Source organism: Tigheibacillus halophilus (genome assembly GCF_042683165.1).
Taxonomy (GTDB): domain Bacteria; phylum Bacillota; class Bacilli; order Bacillales; family Amphibacillaceae; genus Tigheibacillus; species Tigheibacillus halophilus.
On the sequence record NZ_JBHUIZ010000012.1, the window covers coordinates 423380 to 438845 of the forward strand.

Here is a 15466-nt window from a genome sequence, read left to right on the forward strand (position 1 = left end):
GCAAGTTGGAAACAAAGTTCTTAATCGTCACGATTCGATAAAAGTAATTCGGGCATTCAGGTACTGCTTATTCAAAATCGGACAAGAAGTAACAATTAACCCAGCGGATAAATATCACCAACACATTTATAAAAAAATATTACACCTCGGGGAGGTATCTTAATGAACCAATTAGTTTTCATTAAAAACAATCACATCGTAACCAGTTCCAGAAATGTCGCAAGAGACTTTGACAAAGGTCACCGGGAAGTCCTTAGGGCTATCGATGACATTAAAAAAAGCGGGGTAGTGCAAAATTGCACAGACCTATTTTACGAAACAACCTACATTCACGAACAAAACAAGCAAGAATACAGACAATACTTAATGAATCGTGACGGTTTTACCTTGTTAGTGATGGGATTCACTGGTAAACAGGCAATGAATTTCAGGTACCGATACATGAACGCATTTAATCAGATGGAACAAGAGCTCCAGAAGCCAAGAGCACTAACAGAAAAGGAACAACGCATTGAAATGTTAAAACTTTCTTTGGAACTAGAAGAGAAAACCCAATTACATGATGAGCGTATTACAAACCTTGAAGAAACGATGCGCATCGATGGTGCTCAAGAGCACAGCTTGAACAAAAAGGGCAAACGAGTTGTCGTAGAATCGCTTGGCGGCAAAGCATCCCCAGCGTACAAACACATGGCTTTCAAAGTGTTCTCGGCATTTTGGAGAGACTTCAAAAACCATTTTGAAATTCCACGCTATGGAGATCTGCCAAAGAAAAGGTTTGAAGAAGGATTGCGTTTTATCGGAATGTGGCAACCTTCAACAAGTTTAAAAATTGAAATTGATTCAACTAATAACCAACAAACGTTCAACGAGGTGATCTAAATGCCAGTAACTACATTTACAGACGAAGAAATCCAATCATTTGTTGTTGAAATCAAGAATCAATTGATTCCAGTCTTACTACAAGAATTACAGCAAAAACAGTTGCCGCCATTACTAAGCAGAAAACAATTCATGGAGTTGGCGGACATTGGCCCGACAAAATGTAACGAACTATTCAACCGGGCTGACTTTCCAGTAAACAGAGAATTAGGATATCCCAAAGTACCTACAAAATTATTCTTTGAGTGGTTGGACGATACCACAAACAGAATGGAAGTAAATCTTAAATATCCTTACAAAGCTATCTAACATCGATAAGGGGGGTCGGTAATTACATCTTACGAAAAACAACGAGAAAAGTCTTTGCCCCGAAAGCAAAAATCATTGCTGCAGTAGCAAATTTGCTCACAAAGCAAAAGTAAGGGGGTGAACAGAATGGAATTCGGTTCTATTTTACGCAAGACACGTAAAAAAGCCGGGATGAGCCAGGAAGATATGGCTCTCGAACTACATATGTCAATTAGCAACGTCTCCCGGCTCGAAAGTAACAAATATGAGTTGAAGGCAGCAGATTTATTTAAATGGCTCAAAATTACCAACAACCCAGATGTGCTTATGGCACTGTATGCAAGTATTGATGTAGCAACGTCATTAATGACCTCAGGAGCAACGTCTGCCGTCACTGGAGCCATAATATTTCTAGGAGGGATTTTATGAAGCATAAAACGGCGGTTGATTTGTTTTATGGAATTGCTTTTACATTGAGTCTGGTTTTCGTGATTTATTCATTGACGCGTTAAGGAGGGAACACGATGCACTTTATAGATGAATTTAAAAAGGATTTATCAGCTGAACAGAGACAATATTTTAATGCTTGGTTTGTTGGAACTGTCGGGGCGCTAGCTAGAAACGCTAAGGGGAGGAAAATCGATGTCATTGAAATTGAAAAGGCTGCAAAATATGCAAGAAAAGAAGCAATAGAAAATGCCCACCGCTGCAACGGAAGGCATTTTTAGCAAACATCGTAATAAATCCATTTTACCAAGGAGGTGGTGAAAATGCAAGGCACTTAAAAAAGCGATAACCACTCTATATATTGTAAGGTCCGGGCCTTGTCAGCCCTTCCTTAGTGGACAGGAGCAGGATTCTTTCTCTTTCTAATCCCCCCTGAAAATAACTACTGTTCCTGTCTGCTAAGGGTCGGCTGACCCCATCATATCGAAAGGAGAGTCATTATATGGATCTGAAAACATTGATGGATCATTCTAAAGCATTGTCAAACGCTGAGCATAACGGCATCAGTTACCTGGCGCGCGATCATTTTTTGTAAAGAAAGATGTATTTTATGATCTCGTACAGACATTTGATTTGCGGCCAAGAGCAACTAAGACTGAGCAAGGTGATCACTATCATATGTTGTTTGCTCTGAACGGCAATGAATACGTCACGATGATCACGGTTGGAGAGTATGAAATGGTTTACAAAAGACAACAAAAAATGACCAGCTGATCAGAGCCGGCCAAAAGGTAGTCTCGTATAAACATTCTTGTCTTAATTATATGAGACTACTCCAAAAATTACAAGGGGAGGGATAGCGGAATGAAAGACATTCGGCTAATGAAATTAGTATTAACCAATTTTAAAGGAATTAAACAATTTGAACTGCCAGCTGATGGCTTGGATATTAAAGCGTTTGGAGATAACGCTACTGGAAAAACAACCTTGTTCGATGGATTTGTATGGCTATTGTTCGATAAGGACAGCCAGAACAAGAAGGATTTTCAGATCAAGACCCTACAGGGTGGGAAGGTCGTTCATAAGCTTAATCATGAGGTAGAGGCTACTTTGTCCATTGATGGAAAACCATTAACCCTGAAAAAGGTTTTCAAAGAAAAGTGGACTAAAAAACGTGGCTCCGTAAACTCGGAATTTTTCGGACATACGACAGATTGTTATGTCGATGGTGTCCCCTCAAAAAAGAAAGAATTCGCCGATACTGTTAAAGAAATCGTTGACGAAGATACATTCAAGTTACTTACTAATCCGTCCTATTTCAATGAGCACTTGCATTGGACGAAACAACGAGATTTGCTGCTGGAAATTGCAGGGGACGTATCAGATGAAGAAGTCATCAATTCGAACAAGGACTTGTCCAAATTACTTGACGTACTGGAAGGACGGAGTATTGAAGGACACAGAAAAATGATTGCTTCCAAGCGAAAAGAGATCAATCAGGAACTGGATCGTATTCCAATTCGCATTGATGAAATTTATCGCGGCATGCCCGATTTGAACGGAATAAATGAAGCAGATATCAAGGCACAGATTGATGCATTAAACAGCCAAATTGAAGCTAAACAGCAACAAATTAATGATATTAGAAGCGGCAGTGAAGTGAACAATATTCGTAAACAGATTAGTGACATTGAACTGCAGTTATCCAATCTCCGTAATGAACATGCCCAACAGGGACAGCAACAGCTTTATAGTTTGAAAGCCCGGTTGCAGGAAGAACAGTCCAATGTCAGTATTCTGCAGTCCAAGATACGAAATCAAGAGGACCGCAAGCAGATGAACGAATCCAATATTTCAGGATATAAAGAGCAAATGCAGACATTGCGTGATCAATGGTCGGAGAAAAATGCCCAGGAGTTTGATCATGAGTCAAATTGTTCTTGCCCAACTTGCGGCCAAAATCTCCCTGAAGAGCAGTTGGAAGAGGTCAAAGCCAATTTTAACCGGAATAAAGCCAAGTTACTTGAAACGATCACAGACAAAGGTAAATCGCTTGGGGCGAAGGTTGAACAATTGAAGAATGACAATCTGGCCATCGACTTGGAAATCAATAAGCTGAGTGAACAAATCGATAAAAAGCAGACTGAAATTCAGAAGCTGCAAACACAGATTCAAAATGCTGAAAGCACTGTACAACCGATTGAAGAGAATCCTTCTTATAAGAAACTCCTGGCGGAGAAGAATGCTGCAGAACAGCAGATTTTGAATCTACAGCAGTCGGTAAATGAGTCAGTCCAAGTAGTTCAAAATGAAATTGCGTCATTGAAAGAACATCAAAATAACCTGCAGCTGGATCTCAACAAGTTTGCGCAAACAGAGGCTTCTAAGAAGCGTATTGCAGAACTGGAACGGGATGAAACAAGACTCGCGGATGAATATGAAGAACTGGAAAAACAGCTTTATATGACAGAGGTATTTATCCGATCGAAGGTCAACATGCTTACTGAAAAGATTAACAGCAAATTCAAATATGCCAGATTCAATCTGTTCAAAACGAATATTAATGGCGGTCTGGAAGAGAAATGCGAAACAACTTATGAAGGTGTGCCATATGGCGGTGGTTTGAACAATGCTGCAAAGATCAATGTGGGCTTGGATATCATTAATACCCTGTCACAACATTACGGCGTCCGGGCTCCAATCTTTGTCGATAACGCTGAGTCAGTAACCAAGCTGATTGATATCGATGCACAGATGATCAGTTTAATCGTTCCTCCAACCTTTGATAGCTTACCATCCGAGACAAAACAAACTCTAATTAAGTTACACGGAAGCTATGCGAAGGCAATTGAAGCATGGAATGACCAGAACAAGCAACTGCGGATTGAAAATAAGGCAAAGGATGAGGTGGCTTAAGTGAAGACAGTAATTGTTCTTGAAGTTTCCAATGCGAGCGATGAACAGATACAAACAGGTCTGGGTAAAGCTTTTGCCGATTTTTGCAAGGAGCACAAAGGGATAGGGATAACAGCTAGTGTGTTAGATGACCACGCAGGAAAACGGGTAATCAAGTATATCAATGAGGAAGCGCCATGATGTTGAACAAAGTGAAAGTAAAACTTAATGAAAAGGGATGGCAAATATACAAAGAACGTAATGGATTTGCCACAAGTAATATCGATAGCGAGGGATACTCAACATTTTCCAACGATTACTTTGAAGAACTGTTTTATCCCTTACCTTATAAAGAGTTTGCATATGACGTAATCAAAATTAATCAGGAGGAATCAAAATGACTGACCAAAACCAAATAGTAGAAAAACAGGAATTTTCAACTGCATTAACAAAGATAAATAACACCTATTTTCCGATGATTCAGCGCCAACTAGATGGAAATGGCTTAAAGATGGATGAATATGCCAAGCGATGTGTAATGTCTGCTATCACTTCCATCAATGAAACGCTAGACAAGCAAGGGGTATCGTGGAACAATCCGCAACTTGACCAAAGTAACGTTACACAAATTTTGTTACAAGTTGCTTCTCTAAAGCTTAATTCGGCAGCCAGTCCTAATGAAGTGTATTTCCAAGTTCGCAATGTGAAGCGCAAAAAGCAGGGTGGTCCTGATGAATGGAAAAAGCAAATCGAAATGGGCATCGAGGGCGATGGTAACGACGCCATTCTTTCTCGGTTCGGACGTAATGTTGACCAGGTAATGCAACACTGGCTTGTGCGTGAAGAAGATGGTTTCACTTATCCGGGATTCAATGGGTTGGAAATGACCCCACCTACTTGGCAACCAACCGGCAAAGGGGAAGTGATTCGGGTTGTTTATCCGATCAAGAAAAATGACGGAACCGTTGATTTCCATATCGCAGAGCGTGAGGACGTACTGAAAAATTTAATTGCCCATATTAACAACAACATGATGAACGAGACATTTGGTATTGCGAAAGATAGATACAATGCCACAGCAGAACAGAAAAAACAGATTGCAGCTAAGAAGCAGGAAGTGCTAAACAAAGTAAAGGAACAAGGGCTTATCAAGTCGCTTGATGATCCAGAATTGCATCCATATATCAGCCCGGCATGGAGAGATCCGCAAAGCAGGGAATCGATGCTTATCCGTAAGATGAGAAATAACATCGTCAAGAAGATTCCTAAGGACTTTGGAAATGCTTTTGTCGGAAAGAATTATGACGAAGTTACAGACGAATCTCAGCGGCAAGTCAGAAAAGAGATAAATGAAAATGCCAACAATGAAGTGCTTGATTTCGAGAATCCAGAGCCAGAGACCGAGCGCAAAGTAGATCAAGAAACTGGCGAGATTGAATACACCGAATACCAAGAAGTGAATGAACAACAACCAGCTGCAGATAATCAGCCGAAAAATGACGTCGATCAAGTCATTAATGACATGGACAAGCAAGAAAAAAGCCAGCAAGTAGAGGCACCTTTCTAATGATTGAGATCAAGGCTCTGGCTTCCGGCAGTGCGGGTAATGCTTATCACATCGATGATGGGCATACCCAGCTACTGTTGGAATGCGGCATACCGTTCAAATCAATCAGACAGGCATTGAATTTCAACACTAGCAATCTAGCAGGGTGTTTGGTCACGCATGAGCACGGAGACCACATCAAGGCTCTAAATGAGGTTCTAAGGGCAGGCATTAATTGCTACATGTCAGCTGGTACCGCTGAAGCTTCCGGCGTGCGGCACCATCGAATTAAGCCAGTTAAAGCCAAGCAGCAGTTTGAGATTGGCACGTGGAGCATACTTCCATTCGATGTACAGCATGATGTATCGGAGCCATATGGATTTCTGCTTCAAAATAAGGCCGGTGAGAAGCTTCTATTCGCTACTGATACCTATTACATTCGATACCGGTTCAACGGCATTACACACCTTATGGTGGAGTGCAATTACAGCATGGAAATTCTAAACGAAAATATAGTATCCGGCCGAACACATAAAGGCATGAAAAACAGATTGATCAAGTCACATTTCAGCTTGGAGAACTTCAAAGAGTTTCTAAAGGCAAATGATTTATCCAAGCTGCAAGAGATATGGATGTTGCACTTGTCAGATAGCAATAGCAATGAGGCATTGTTCAAGCAAGAGATTCAGGAATTAACAGGAAAGACTGTTTATATCGCTTAGGCATGGAGGTGATAAGGTGGCAAGTCCTCAAATAGAGCAAGGATATATTAGGATTTCGAACGAATTATGGGATGAAGTATTACGAAGAGACTTCAGTAAAAGACAGCAAAAGATAATTCTCTTTATTTGGAGGTTATCGTATGGAACTGGTCAAAAGGATTGCAAGATTGACCAATTTAATATGCTGGAATTGGCAGGAATGTACAAGTCAGATGTGAAGAAAGAATTGAAGTATTTGAGGGAGTGTGCGGTTTTGGATTGGGACGAAGATACGATGGTTTTTCGTATCAATAAGAACTATAAATTATGGCAAATTAGTCCAAATAAAAACTGGGATAGCGATAAATTTAAAAGCCTTATTCACCAAAACCTAAGCCGTAAAAAAGTTAGTAAAACACTAACTACCAAAAAAATTAAAGTTAGTAAAACACTAACTTTTAAGAGTAATAGAGTTAGTAAAACACTAACTACCAAGTTAGTAAAATACTTACCTTCACATGCCGGGAAGTCAATAACGACAGTGGATGCAGCTTCTCTAAAGACAGTATTAAAGACATTAGTAATTAAAGACATTAAAAGAAAAGAGGAGGAGAAGGGCGAGACGATTATTGATTTTTTGATTGAAAATAAAATCGTTCATCCAGGCGGACTTACCCGAACCCTACTTGATGATTTAAACGATGTTAACGATAATTTTGGATTTGAAAATCCAGAAGAAATGATAAAAGAAGCGGTTAAAGATGCTGTCAGAGGTAATGGCCGTACTTGGAAATTCGTATACAACAAACTGAACATGTGGCGTAAGCAAGGTATCAAGAATGTTTACGAGGCTCAATTTAAAAGTCAAAAGCAACAGACCAAAAAGCCGTTTTATCCAAAACAACAAGTTAGACAAGTACCGTCATGGATTAATAACGGGCAACAGCAACCTGATCCACCACAGCAACAATCTAGCATCGATGCTGAAAAGGAAAAAGCGGAGTTACTAGAATTCATCCAGCAGAACTCCAAAAGGAGGCACTCATGACTGCAGTACTCAAAATGGAGGACATGCGCAAAAGGCGGCAATATGATCGCAGTGAAAAAGACTGGGGACTGGTTAAATGCTTCTGCGATTTGGAATTAAACTTTTCCATTGGGGTGTTAAGAGACATAACCAATCTTTGGGAAGATGGCCACGATGTTGAGGACATTGCGGAAGCAACGAAACGGGATCCAGACGAAATATTTCTGGCCTTATTTGAACAGTCGCGGCATGGAAAAACAAAACGGCCGTTTGGGAGGAGAATATAAAACTGCTGTTGGCAGTTAAAAGGATGTGACCACATGAAACGTTACGAAGTGTTGGAATCGCTTGATAGCATCACTGGAATGACAGACGAAGACATAAAAATAAATCCCGTTTTCATAAGAGAAACAGCAATAGCAGCTTACAGTTTGATAAAACAAAAATACCAGGTTGCGAAACAGATACCGCAAAAGGTTGTGAAGATCGAAGGGGTATCGAGTCAAGCTTGCCCTGTATGTAAATCAAATGTGAACGGAAAATATTGCTCCTACTGCGGTCAGCGATTAAGTTACGGGCTTTAATGTTAAACCACAGCGGTGGAGGTACAGGGATGATAGACAGCAGAAAAAACCTTTGCTATATAGTTACGGTTAATTATTTAGCTAAAAACGGCGTTGGAGAAACCAAATCAAGATGTAAGACTTTTGTCAGTCTGCACAGTATTAATACGCAGAGATGCCAAGACTTTGCAAAACGTAAGGCGAAAGAGGATAAGCAATTCCACATGTTTGAAGAAGAATGGATATCCCAATATACAGTCCCATTAAGCGATTATTGCAAGTAAAACACAAGGAGGCATGGGGAATGAATCAGCCAAAGGAAGAACGTCTTGATAAGATCAATAAATTAATCAAGTTTATCTCAGGTAGAGGCCGCAGGTTCTTCTATTCAAATGGAACCGTGAATATGGACAACGTGGAAAGTATTGCATTTATGAAATTGAAAAACGGTCGTATCTATTTTGTTGATGATTACACGCAAAGAGAAATAGCTGTCATTAACAATTATCGTGACTGGAATGGATTCAGTCATGGTGGAACTCTTAGAGCCTTGATATTGGATTTTGCAGAGTTCATCCGATCCGGGAAATATACCAACGGAAACAACGGGTATGGTGGTCTCTATTGCCCTCATTGGGGACATAACGATGAGATTCAGCAAGAAATAATTGAATATGCAAAGCATATTGGATATTTGTCAATAAAAAAATAAGGATGTGATCCCATGAAAGTATACGAATCAAGAGAAAAGCGCGAAATCAATCACATCAGGAATCAACTTCATGAGTTGGGATTTAAAGACACAGCAGGAATGACAAGGCGTGAACTTGTTCATAAGCTGGCAGTTAAACGTGCTGCAGAAGTTAAAGTCGAAAGTCCAGGGCAAGGGTGGTTCTGATGCAATTAACACTATTTGATAACGAGCATGAAGAAGTCACCATCCCAGCTGATGTGATTTCCCCACTTGAATGCAGCAAAGGAGTCAAAACTGCAGCATTCCGAGAAGTTCAGGACCAGTGGTCGAAATACGTGCATGCGGTGCAGCAGTTTGAAGGTTGCTCTTGGTTTGAGGCAAGAGGATTAGTTGTGAAGCATAGGGAAAGCCAGGAGCCTATTAGGGTGATATGGGAGGGATAAACATGTTAATCAAATTGGCGTTAACAATTGGATTACTTGCAGTATTTCCAGCAGGTACAGAGACGTTTCAATGTGAAATAGCAGCTTTGGATGATTACGGGTTTGAACAAGTTGGAGAACATCAGGAATACGTTTGTGTGAACCCCAATGATTATACAGATTTTGTCGTGATTGAAAATGATTCGCCACTGGATATTGGCGACATGATGAACCTTGAATTGGATAATGGCAAGGTTGTAGATCAACACAGACAGGTGGCTGGGTACTGATGGAATTATGCGGACGCTGTAAGAGAGGGCTGAAATCTAGCAAAAGCATTAAAAGGGGATTCGGTCCAGTCTGTTATAAAAAACACAAACAGGAGGAATTTGAAAGAAATCAAATGACAATTGAGGAGTTTATTGGAGGGGAGAATGACCATGATTGATATTGCAGAAAAGCGAAAACAACGAGCCATTGCAGACCGGAAAACATATTTAATCAATGAATTGTACCGCATGGGGTTGGATAAGGCTCGGGACGGTCGGAAATTTGAAGAATGTAGCCTATTTGCCCTGGAACATATCTATATTGCTGAGATGTGCAAGGCTGGAAAGGCATTTGGTGAGTGTTGATGGTTTATACAGGGAAGCGCGGCATGGCGTTTGAGGAACTAATCAACTACACAAATAAGGCATATGAGTTGCAGGGGAAGGCTTTAATTAATAAACGCCCTACCCCGGTGAAGGTACTTAAATCAAAGGGAACTAAGGTGCTAAGTGGATTTTACGAACAACAGTCCACGGTTGATTATGACGGTTTATACAACGGTCGGGCAATTGTTTTTGAGGCGAAGTCTACAGCAAAAAAGAGCCTGCCTTTGAATATGATTGCGGACCATCAAATCAGATACCTGGACGCTGCAGAAAAGCAGGGAGCCATATCATTCCTAATTGTCGATATGAGGCACATTAACGAGGTTTTACTTGTTCCGAATGGAATGCTTCAGAAATATGTAAAAGACGCGAAAAACGGCGGTCGCAAGTCCATCCCCTTGGGTGATTTGGAAGTATACGGGCATTTGGTCAGGTCAGGGAATGGTGTAGCACTGGATTACCTTTCCGTGGTTGATAGATTACTAGAAGCAGAAACAGCTTGAATTTATATCAAAAGAGAGTCGCTCACAGGGTTTCACATACAAACTAGTAAATACATTCACCAAGATTTAAAACGCTGTGTGCGGCTCTGAATGATTTGGAGGTAGTAATGAGTGAAGCGGGAAATTGCGTCTAGAAAATTAAAGCGTAAATGCGGTATATGCAGCCTCGGTTTTAAAAAAGGTGATGTTTATTACAGGCAAAGAAAAGTGTATGCAGCAAACGATGAAATATCGGCTTATGAGTATACTCTTTGTCCAAGGTGCAAATACAAGAAATCCGAAAGCCTTAAAAGGTTTATAGCATTTATAGAAAAGTGCCATCATCCAATCACTGATGAAGTTTGGAGCACTATCCCGGGAGAATCAGCAGTCATGCAGCCAGATCATGTAGAGTGCATGATTTGTGGTGAATGGCTATAGATGAATTGGAGGGGGACAACAGAATGAATGATTTACCCGATAAAGTCATTGGTCTTGATCAGATTAGAATCAATCGCGGACTTGAAAAAATCTGCAAATGTGAAAAACGTAAATTCATGATTGATACCAAAAATAGGCGGATAACATGCCAGAGTTGTGGCGCAGTAGTAGACCCATACGAGGCAATGTACGAGCTGGCCATGAATGGCGAGAGACTCCAGGAACAAGTCGAAAACCTGCTAGAGCAGCGAAAACAGATAGCCGATTATAAGCCATGGTTAGTAACCATAAAAAAATTAGAAAAGCAGTACAGAGGGCGAAAGATGCTGCCATGTTGCCCTCGATGTAGTGAGCCATTTTACCTTGAAGAATTAACCACGTGGAACGGTAAGCAGTTTGCTGATGCCAAAATTAAAAAGTGGAGAGCGGCACATGAGAAGGAGGGTTGAAAAATGCAATTCAAAATAGGCGATTATGCCACCGGCAGGGGAGTTGTGTTTCACCTGACAGATGAATTTTCAAGGGATGTCATAAACGCAAACAGTGAAAATTTTAGGAAGTCCACGCAGGAAGAAATCGAGAATTATCATGAATCATATGGGGGTGTTTCCTGATGAGCCCACTATCAAAAATTGTTGAAATAGCGCACAGGCTACCGTATTCGGTGTTAACAGACATACAGCACCGTATGGGCGACTGGATAGCATCTGGCGGCGATGAAAATGATCCGTATATTGAGCAGCAACTGCGGTATGCTCGGTTGTTTGTGGAGGAGCGAACTGGGAAATGAAGGCTATTTGTGTAGATGCTACTAACAGTAATATTCTTCAAGAAGGAACTGAATACTACGTATTTCCTCATGGTGCTAGTGCTTTCTATGTTTCAAAATTTAACAGCAGCCAGGCTCATTCAGGGGTATTTCAGCGCATTAGATTCGAAATTACCGAAGAGGAAAAATCAGCAGATGAAATGTCTCATCCGGTGCAGTTAGATATCTTTCAATTCTTTGATGACAAATAAAAAAAGCTGGAATCTCTCCCAGCTCAACCCTAAAGCAATCATACCATACGGGAGGGGTTCCGGTACATGGAAAATAGAACAGCAGAGATAAAACTTGATGAGGATGCAGTATTTGTGGTGAAAGACGGTCAATTAAAAAGGGTCCCACGCCCTGAAAGCGGGTTCGGGGAAAGTATTACAACCTGGCAGAACGGTAAGATACATGCACTCAAAGTAAGCTATACAGTCAAATAGAGAGGGGAAATATAGATGGATGTAAACATTGAGGTAAAAAAAGGCCAAGAGATAAACACGTTGGAAATGAAGGGTGCTTCCCATGAAGTTGAGGGAATGATAATTAATAATTTCTTTGCAGTGTTCAAAGGCGAGGATAATTTAAAGAACGCTGTAGTAGAACCGGATATGAAAGCCAACAAGGAAGGAAATGCTGTAAAACTTGATGCACAAAAAGTAGCTGAAAACGTAGCAGAAGGATTTAGGCCGGGATTAGATGCAGCTGCTAAGTCGGCATCAAGTTTGAAGGTAAGGCCAAGAAGGCTCCCGTTGTTAGGATCAGACAACAGAACGAGCTTTCCTGTTTCCGAGAGTGTAGGACAAGAAACTGACCCAAAAGAGGTGCCAGAACATTGGAAAACAGGAATAAAAACCGATTCCGACGGAACCAAAAGGTACAAATGCCGTTACTGGTGTGAGTGTGGTAATAAGGGAAATCACTATATACCTGTAGATACGCCAGATGTACAGTGCCATGAATGCGGAATATATATCGATGTAGAACCTGCAACGCAAGATATAAACGATGAAGGGGTTCCTGCAAGGGATGATTATGGGAACTTCTTCGTTGGAAAAAGCAATTAAATAATCGCTACTGGAACAACCAGGGCACTGAATGACAGCTACTGCAGTTGATCGTTTAGTGTCCTTTTTGCTTGTGGCAACTTGTTTACCTAAAAACAGTCAATTTGGCAACCAAATATTTAGGAGGGGTCGGAATGAATTCACAACAACTGGAAAATTGGGCGGACAAGCTTTTAATGGAATATGAGAAAGGCAGAAAGGAACTTTCAAGTAAGAAGCGTAAGCTGAACAGTGCGAATTTAATGTTAATCGATGGCAGAAAAAGTCACGAAATAGACCTGGAATCAAAAATGCAGGTTGATACTAACAACCAAGATAAATCAAAGATTAACAGCATGATAAAAGACATGTCTATAGCAATTGATTGGATGACAACTGGCAGCGATCCCGGCAAGTTACGAGGTGTTGATAAGAGAGCTGCTTACCAACGCAAATCAATGGCTGATATGGATATGTTCCCATCATTAGATATTTTCCCTGAAGAAAAAGAACTAAATGAAACAGAAAAGGAGTATGTGGTCAACATACTGGCCGATTTATCACCGCGGGAAAGACAGTGTTTCCTTTTGCATAAAGTGTACTTTCGGACGTTTGCTGAGATTGGTAAAGAACTGAAAATTGGCAGAAGCACGGTGCAAAAATATGTTGAAAGAGCGAAAGAAAAAATTTCTTGTCGTGCAGATGTCGTGCAGTGTTCTTAATTAGTGAAAGGGTATTTATATTACTATATATAGTCAGTGTTCAAAATATCTAGCGTAGAGCATGCGGGGGCGTGGCCAGAAAACATGCTCTATATACATATAAAGAGTATATACAGGAAAGAGAGTCGCAATCGCGGCTTTTTTTCATAGGAGGCAAAACAATGATTGTAGAAAAAATAAGTATAGAAAAGATAAATCCTGCACCATATAATCCCAGAGTTGATTTACAGCCAGGGGATGAAGAGTACGAGAAATTAAAGCAGTCAATACATGAATTTGGATATGTTTCCCCGTTAGTGTGGAACAAGCAGACAGGAAATCTAGTTGGAGGTCATCAACGTTTCAAAATACTACTGGATGAGGGAATAACAGATGTTTATGTTTCCGTTGTTGATGTAGATGTCACGAAAGAAAAAGCGATGAACATTGCATTAAACAAAATTAGTGGTAAGTGGGATGATCATAAATTAGCTGAATTGCTGCAGGAGTTATCCGAAACACCTTTAGGAATTGAATTAACTGGCTTTACTGAAGATGAACTGAAAGATTTAATGGCTGATTTACCAAATGATACAGAAATGGATGCCCCTGTAGAAGATGATAATTTTGACGTTGAAGAAGCTGTTGAAAATATTGTAGAGCCAGAAACAAAGTACGGTGATGTTTGGAAGCTGGGACGTCACCTATTAGTATGTGGAGATGCTACAAAATTAGAGGATATCAATAAGCTGATGGGCGAGGATAAAGCGAACCTTGTCATTACAGACCCACCCTATAATGTAGCCATAACAAGTGAATCTAAAGAATTAAGCGGGTCTGGACGCGATTCGATTATGAATGATGATATGTCTGCAGAGGATTTCGATTGTTTTCTAGACAAAGTTTTTGATAGCTATGCTCATCTGATGGAAGATAATGCAGCAATTTATGTTTTTCATGGTTCTTCTTACCAGAGGGAATTTGAAAACTCCATGAATAAACATGGTATTATCGTGCGCTCACAGTGTATTTGGGTTAAGAATTACCCGTCGTTTGGCTGGAGCCAGTATCGATGGCAACATGAGCCTGTTTTCTATGCTTATAAAAAAGGCAAATCGCCATCTTGGTACGGCGACAGGAAGCAATCAACTGTATGGAGAGAGGGTTTACCAGAAGATATCCCAGAATCATCTACAGTCTGGGAAGTAAGTAGAGGGGATATTAATAAATACGTTCATCCCACCCAGAAACCACTGGATTTAATCGCTATTCCACTAAAAAACAGCAGCAAAAAGAAAGATATTATCGCAGATTTGTTTGGAGGAAGCGGATCTACTTTGATGACATGCGAACAAACTGACAGAGAGTGCCGGACATTAGAACTTGATCCGGTCTTTTGTGATGTTATTAAAAAAAGGTTCTTTGAATACACAGGCATTGAACCAGTATTACTGAATGCATAAATAAAAGAGAGAGGTGCTGGAACACCCCTCTCCCCAAAGTGCCGTAACACCGGCAGAGATAGTGGAAAGCTGTGGCCACAGATGCGAAAATGCCACTATCTCACCTCAATTATAGTTGAGAGGTCGGTGTATGGCAATGGAAAAAGGAAACAAACGTTCCGATGAGGAGTTGTTGCTGGAACATGAAGCAATAATGATGAGCGGCCTCCTTGAATCGAAAGAGAAGTACAGAAAGATCATACAGGCTGGCATAGCACGTTGGATTAAAGATTTCCAAGATGGCCGCATTGAGATAAAGACAGTTGATGATTTGAAAAAACTCATAGAAATAGATTTGGAACTACAGAAAGATGAAATCTAAAAACGAACTCAAACTCAATAGAGTGTCGGAGGTGGGTGAT

General features: G+C 40.5%; 30 protein-coding genes. All 30 read left to right on the plus strand.

Translation table 11 applies throughout. The annotated features are described in order from the left end of the window. The first annotated feature begins 162 nt into the window (after positions 1-162). The 30 genes from ACFSMW_RS13230 to ACFSMW_RS13375 all read left to right on the plus strand — a co-directional run bounded on the left by ACFSMW_RS13230 (position 163) and on the right by ACFSMW_RS13375 (position 15426). Positions 163-882 (plus strand): ORF6C domain-containing protein, encoded by a 720-nt coding sequence (locus tag ACFSMW_RS13230; protein WP_390356332.1) that lies wholly within the window; start codon positions 163-165, stop codon positions 880-882. Beyond that, positions 883-1191 (plus strand): hypothetical protein, encoded by a 309-nt coding sequence (locus ACFSMW_RS13235; protein ID WP_390356333.1) that lies wholly within the window; start codon positions 883-885, stop codon positions 1189-1191. It begins immediately after the preceding gene. A gap of 126 nt (positions 1192-1317) precedes the next feature. After that, on the plus strand, positions 1318-1599 hold the full coding sequence (locus tag ACFSMW_RS13240; RefSeq protein WP_390356335.1) for a helix-turn-helix domain-containing protein: 282 nt from the start codon (positions 1318-1320) through the stop codon (positions 1597-1599). Between the two features lie 95 nt (positions 1600-1694). After that, positions 1695-1898, plus strand: a complete 204-nt coding sequence (locus ACFSMW_RS13245; protein WP_390356337.1) for a hypothetical protein — start codon at positions 1695-1697, stop codon at positions 1896-1898. A 583-nt stretch (positions 1899-2481) separates the two neighbouring features. Next, entirely contained in the window at positions 2482-4533 is a 2052-nt protein-coding gene (locus tag ACFSMW_RS13250; protein ID WP_390356339.1) for an AAA family ATPase, read from the plus strand. Next, complete coding sequence (locus ACFSMW_RS13255) at positions 4534-4713, plus strand: hypothetical protein (RefSeq protein ID WP_390356340.1); 180 nt, start codon at positions 4534-4536, stop codon at positions 4711-4713. Next, positions 4710-4913 carry a hypothetical protein gene (locus ACFSMW_RS13260; protein ID WP_390356341.1) on the plus strand — a complete coding sequence of 68 codons (204 nt, stop codon included), beginning with the start codon at positions 4710-4712 and terminating at the stop codon, positions 4911-4913. Before ACFSMW_RS13255 ends, ACFSMW_RS13260 begins: the two co-directional genes overlap by 4 nt. Continuing rightward, the gene (locus ACFSMW_RS13265; protein WP_390356343.1) at positions 4910-6079 is read left to right on the plus strand and encodes a hypothetical protein; all 1170 of its coding nucleotides are present in this window, start codon (positions 4910-4912) and stop codon (positions 6077-6079) included. The genes ACFSMW_RS13260 and ACFSMW_RS13265 overlap by 4 nt, the downstream gene beginning before the upstream one ends. Next, positions 6079-6780 carry an MBL fold metallo-hydrolase gene (locus ACFSMW_RS13270; protein WP_390356345.1) on the plus strand — a complete coding sequence of 234 codons (702 nt, stop codon included), beginning with the start codon at positions 6079-6081 and terminating at the stop codon, positions 6778-6780. Before ACFSMW_RS13265 ends, ACFSMW_RS13270 begins: the two co-directional genes overlap by 1 nt. Positions 6781-6796: 16 nt before the next feature. Further along, positions 6797-7807, plus strand: a complete 1011-nt coding sequence (locus ACFSMW_RS13275; protein WP_390356347.1) for a replication protein — start codon at positions 6797-6799, stop codon at positions 7805-7807. After that, positions 7804-8073, plus strand: a complete 270-nt coding sequence (locus tag ACFSMW_RS13280) for a hypothetical protein (RefSeq protein ID WP_390356349.1) — start codon at positions 7804-7806, stop codon at positions 8071-8073. Before ACFSMW_RS13275 ends, ACFSMW_RS13280 begins: the two co-directional genes overlap by 4 nt. A 33-nt stretch (positions 8074-8106) precedes the next feature. Further along, a complete protein-coding gene (locus tag ACFSMW_RS13285; protein ID WP_390356351.1) occupies positions 8107-8370 on the plus strand; it encodes a hypothetical protein in 264 nt (87 codons plus the stop codon). Positions 8371-8399: 29 nt separating this feature from the next. Beyond that, a complete protein-coding gene (locus ACFSMW_RS13290; RefSeq protein ID WP_390356353.1) occupies positions 8400-8633 on the plus strand; it encodes a hypothetical protein in 234 nt (77 codons plus the stop codon). Between the two features lie 20 nt (positions 8634-8653). Then, positions 8654-9061, plus strand: coding sequence for a hypothetical protein (locus tag ACFSMW_RS13295; protein ID WP_390356355.1), 408 nt, complete (start codon positions 8654-8656; stop codon positions 9059-9061). Positions 9062-9073: 12 nt separating this feature from the next. Beyond that, the gene (locus tag ACFSMW_RS13300) at positions 9074-9247 is read left to right on the plus strand and encodes a hypothetical protein (protein WP_390356356.1); all 174 of its coding nucleotides are present in this window, start codon (positions 9074-9076) and stop codon (positions 9245-9247) included. Then, positions 9247-9486: a hypothetical protein gene (locus ACFSMW_RS13305; RefSeq protein WP_390356358.1), complete on the plus strand. Its 240-nt coding sequence runs from the start codon at positions 9247-9249 to the stop codon at positions 9484-9486. The genes ACFSMW_RS13300 and ACFSMW_RS13305 overlap by 1 nt, the downstream gene beginning before the upstream one ends. 2 nt (positions 9487-9488) lie before the next feature. Continuing rightward, the gene (locus tag ACFSMW_RS13310) at positions 9489-9755 is read left to right on the plus strand and encodes a hypothetical protein (protein WP_390356360.1); all 267 of its coding nucleotides are present in this window, start codon (positions 9489-9491) and stop codon (positions 9753-9755) included. Further along, positions 9755-9913, plus strand: coding sequence for a DUF6011 domain-containing protein (locus ACFSMW_RS13315; RefSeq protein ID WP_390356361.1), 159 nt, complete (start codon positions 9755-9757; stop codon positions 9911-9913). The genes ACFSMW_RS13310 and ACFSMW_RS13315 overlap by 1 nt, the downstream gene beginning before the upstream one ends. Continuing rightward, on the plus strand, positions 9906-10100 hold the full coding sequence (locus tag ACFSMW_RS13320; protein ID WP_390356363.1) for a hypothetical protein: 195 nt from the start codon (positions 9906-9908) through the stop codon (positions 10098-10100). The genes ACFSMW_RS13315 and ACFSMW_RS13320 overlap by 8 nt, the downstream gene beginning before the upstream one ends. Next, positions 10100-10624 carry a Holliday junction resolvase RecU gene (locus ACFSMW_RS13325; RefSeq protein WP_390356365.1) on the plus strand — a complete coding sequence of 175 codons (525 nt, stop codon included), beginning with the start codon at positions 10100-10102 and terminating at the stop codon, positions 10622-10624. The genes ACFSMW_RS13320 and ACFSMW_RS13325 overlap by 1 nt, the downstream gene beginning before the upstream one ends. Positions 10625-10735: 111 nt before the next feature. Next, positions 10736-11044: a hypothetical protein gene (locus ACFSMW_RS13330; RefSeq protein ID WP_390356367.1), complete on the plus strand. Its 309-nt coding sequence runs from the start codon at positions 10736-10738 to the stop codon at positions 11042-11044. 23 nt (positions 11045-11067) lie between these two features. Further along, on the plus strand, positions 11068-11493 hold the full coding sequence (locus ACFSMW_RS13335; protein WP_390356369.1) for a hypothetical protein: 426 nt from the start codon (positions 11068-11070) through the stop codon (positions 11491-11493). A 3-nt stretch (positions 11494-11496) separates the two neighbouring features. Continuing rightward, positions 11497-11658, plus strand: a complete 162-nt coding sequence (locus tag ACFSMW_RS13340) for a hypothetical protein (protein WP_390356371.1) — start codon at positions 11497-11499, stop codon at positions 11656-11658. Next, entirely contained in the window at positions 11658-11834 is a 177-nt protein-coding gene (locus tag ACFSMW_RS13345) for a DUF6877 family protein (protein ID WP_390356372.1), read from the plus strand. Before ACFSMW_RS13340 ends, ACFSMW_RS13345 begins: the two co-directional genes overlap by 1 nt. After that, positions 11831-12064: a hypothetical protein gene (locus ACFSMW_RS13350; protein WP_390356374.1), complete on the plus strand. Its 234-nt coding sequence runs from the start codon at positions 11831-11833 to the stop codon at positions 12062-12064. Before ACFSMW_RS13345 ends, ACFSMW_RS13350 begins: the two co-directional genes overlap by 4 nt. A 66-nt stretch (positions 12065-12130) precedes the next feature. After that, positions 12131-12298 carry a DUF3954 domain-containing protein gene (locus tag ACFSMW_RS13355; RefSeq protein ID WP_390356376.1) on the plus strand — a complete coding sequence of 56 codons (168 nt, stop codon included), beginning with the start codon at positions 12131-12133 and terminating at the stop codon, positions 12296-12298. Positions 12299-12313: 15 nt separating this feature from the next. Then, on the plus strand, positions 12314-12922 hold the full coding sequence (locus ACFSMW_RS13360) for a hypothetical protein (protein ID WP_390356377.1): 609 nt from the start codon (positions 12314-12316) through the stop codon (positions 12920-12922). 134 nt (positions 12923-13056) lie between these two features. Then, entirely contained in the window at positions 13057-13623 is a 567-nt protein-coding gene (locus tag ACFSMW_RS13365; protein ID WP_390356379.1) for a sigma-70 family RNA polymerase sigma factor, read from the plus strand. Positions 13624-13784: 161 nt separating this feature from the next. Continuing rightward, a complete protein-coding gene (locus ACFSMW_RS13370; RefSeq protein ID WP_390356381.1) occupies positions 13785-15065 on the plus strand; it encodes a site-specific DNA-methyltransferase in 1281 nt (426 codons plus the stop codon). A gap of 130 nt (positions 15066-15195) precedes the next feature. Further along, positions 15196-15426, plus strand: coding sequence for a hypothetical protein (locus ACFSMW_RS13375; RefSeq protein ID WP_390356383.1), 231 nt, complete (start codon positions 15196-15198; stop codon positions 15424-15426). Positions 15427-15466: the final 40 nt, after the last annotated feature.

Excerpts from the sequence above, each read along its gene's own strand:
- ACFSMW_RS13230 (WP_390356332.1), top strand. The coding sequence starts at position 163 with ATGAACCAATTAGTTTTCATTAAAAACAATCACATCGTAACCAGTTCC.
- ACFSMW_RS13235 (WP_390356333.1), top strand. The coding sequence starts at position 883 with ATGCCAGTAACTACATTTACAGACGAAGAAATCCAATCATTTGTTGTT.
- ACFSMW_RS13240 (WP_390356335.1), top strand. The coding sequence starts at position 1,318 with ATGGAATTCGGTTCTATTTTACGCAAGACACGTAAAAAAGCCGGGATG.
- ACFSMW_RS13245 (WP_390356337.1), top strand. The coding sequence starts at position 1,695 with ATGCACTTTATAGATGAATTTAAAAAGGATTTATCAGCTGAACAGAGA.
- ACFSMW_RS13250 (WP_390356339.1), top strand. The coding sequence starts at position 2,482 with ATGAAAGACATTCGGCTAATGAAATTAGTATTAACCAATTTTAAAGGA.
- ACFSMW_RS13260 (WP_390356341.1), top strand. The coding sequence starts at position 4,710 with ATGATGTTGAACAAAGTGAAAGTAAAACTTAATGAAAAGGGATGGCAA.
- ACFSMW_RS13265 (WP_390356343.1), top strand. The coding sequence starts at position 4,910 with ATGACTGACCAAAACCAAATAGTAGAAAAACAGGAATTTTCAACTGCA.
- ACFSMW_RS13270 (WP_390356345.1), top strand. The coding sequence starts at position 6,079 with ATGATTGAGATCAAGGCTCTGGCTTCCGGCAGTGCGGGTAATGCTTAT.
- ACFSMW_RS13280 (WP_390356349.1), top strand. The coding sequence starts at position 7,804 with ATGACTGCAGTACTCAAAATGGAGGACATGCGCAAAAGGCGGCAATAT.
- ACFSMW_RS13285 (WP_390356351.1), top strand. The coding sequence starts at position 8,107 with ATGAAACGTTACGAAGTGTTGGAATCGCTTGATAGCATCACTGGAATG.
- ACFSMW_RS13290 (WP_390356353.1), top strand. The coding sequence starts at position 8,400 with ATGATAGACAGCAGAAAAAACCTTTGCTATATAGTTACGGTTAATTAT.
- ACFSMW_RS13295 (WP_390356355.1), top strand. The coding sequence starts at position 8,654 with ATGAATCAGCCAAAGGAAGAACGTCTTGATAAGATCAATAAATTAATC.
- ACFSMW_RS13300 (WP_390356356.1), top strand. The coding sequence starts at position 9,074 with ATGAAAGTATACGAATCAAGAGAAAAGCGCGAAATCAATCACATCAGG.
- ACFSMW_RS13305 (WP_390356358.1), top strand. The coding sequence starts at position 9,247 with ATGCAATTAACACTATTTGATAACGAGCATGAAGAAGTCACCATCCCA.
- ACFSMW_RS13310 (WP_390356360.1), top strand. The coding sequence starts at position 9,489 with ATGTTAATCAAATTGGCGTTAACAATTGGATTACTTGCAGTATTTCCA.
- ACFSMW_RS13315 (WP_390356361.1), top strand. The coding sequence starts at position 9,755 with ATGGAATTATGCGGACGCTGTAAGAGAGGGCTGAAATCTAGCAAAAGC.
- ACFSMW_RS13320 (WP_390356363.1), top strand. The coding sequence starts at position 9,906 with ATGATTGATATTGCAGAAAAGCGAAAACAACGAGCCATTGCAGACCGG.
- ACFSMW_RS13325 (WP_390356365.1), top strand. The coding sequence starts at position 10,100 with ATGGTTTATACAGGGAAGCGCGGCATGGCGTTTGAGGAACTAATCAAC.
- ACFSMW_RS13335 (WP_390356369.1), top strand. The coding sequence starts at position 11,068 with ATGAATGATTTACCCGATAAAGTCATTGGTCTTGATCAGATTAGAATC.
- ACFSMW_RS13340 (WP_390356371.1), top strand. The coding sequence starts at position 11,497 with ATGCAATTCAAAATAGGCGATTATGCCACCGGCAGGGGAGTTGTGTTT.
- ACFSMW_RS13345 (WP_390356372.1), top strand. The coding sequence starts at position 11,658 with ATGAGCCCACTATCAAAAATTGTTGAAATAGCGCACAGGCTACCGTAT.
- ACFSMW_RS13350 (WP_390356374.1), top strand. The coding sequence starts at position 11,831 with ATGAAGGCTATTTGTGTAGATGCTACTAACAGTAATATTCTTCAAGAA.
- ACFSMW_RS13355 (WP_390356376.1), top strand. The coding sequence starts at position 12,131 with ATGGAAAATAGAACAGCAGAGATAAAACTTGATGAGGATGCAGTATTT.
- ACFSMW_RS13360 (WP_390356377.1), top strand. The coding sequence starts at position 12,314 with ATGGATGTAAACATTGAGGTAAAAAAAGGCCAAGAGATAAACACGTTG.
- ACFSMW_RS13365 (WP_390356379.1), top strand. The coding sequence starts at position 13,057 with ATGAATTCACAACAACTGGAAAATTGGGCGGACAAGCTTTTAATGGAA.
- ACFSMW_RS13370 (WP_390356381.1), top strand. The coding sequence starts at position 13,785 with ATGATTGTAGAAAAAATAAGTATAGAAAAGATAAATCCTGCACCATAT.
- ACFSMW_RS13375 (WP_390356383.1), top strand. The coding sequence starts at position 15,196 with ATGGCAATGGAAAAAGGAAACAAACGTTCCGATGAGGAGTTGTTGCTG.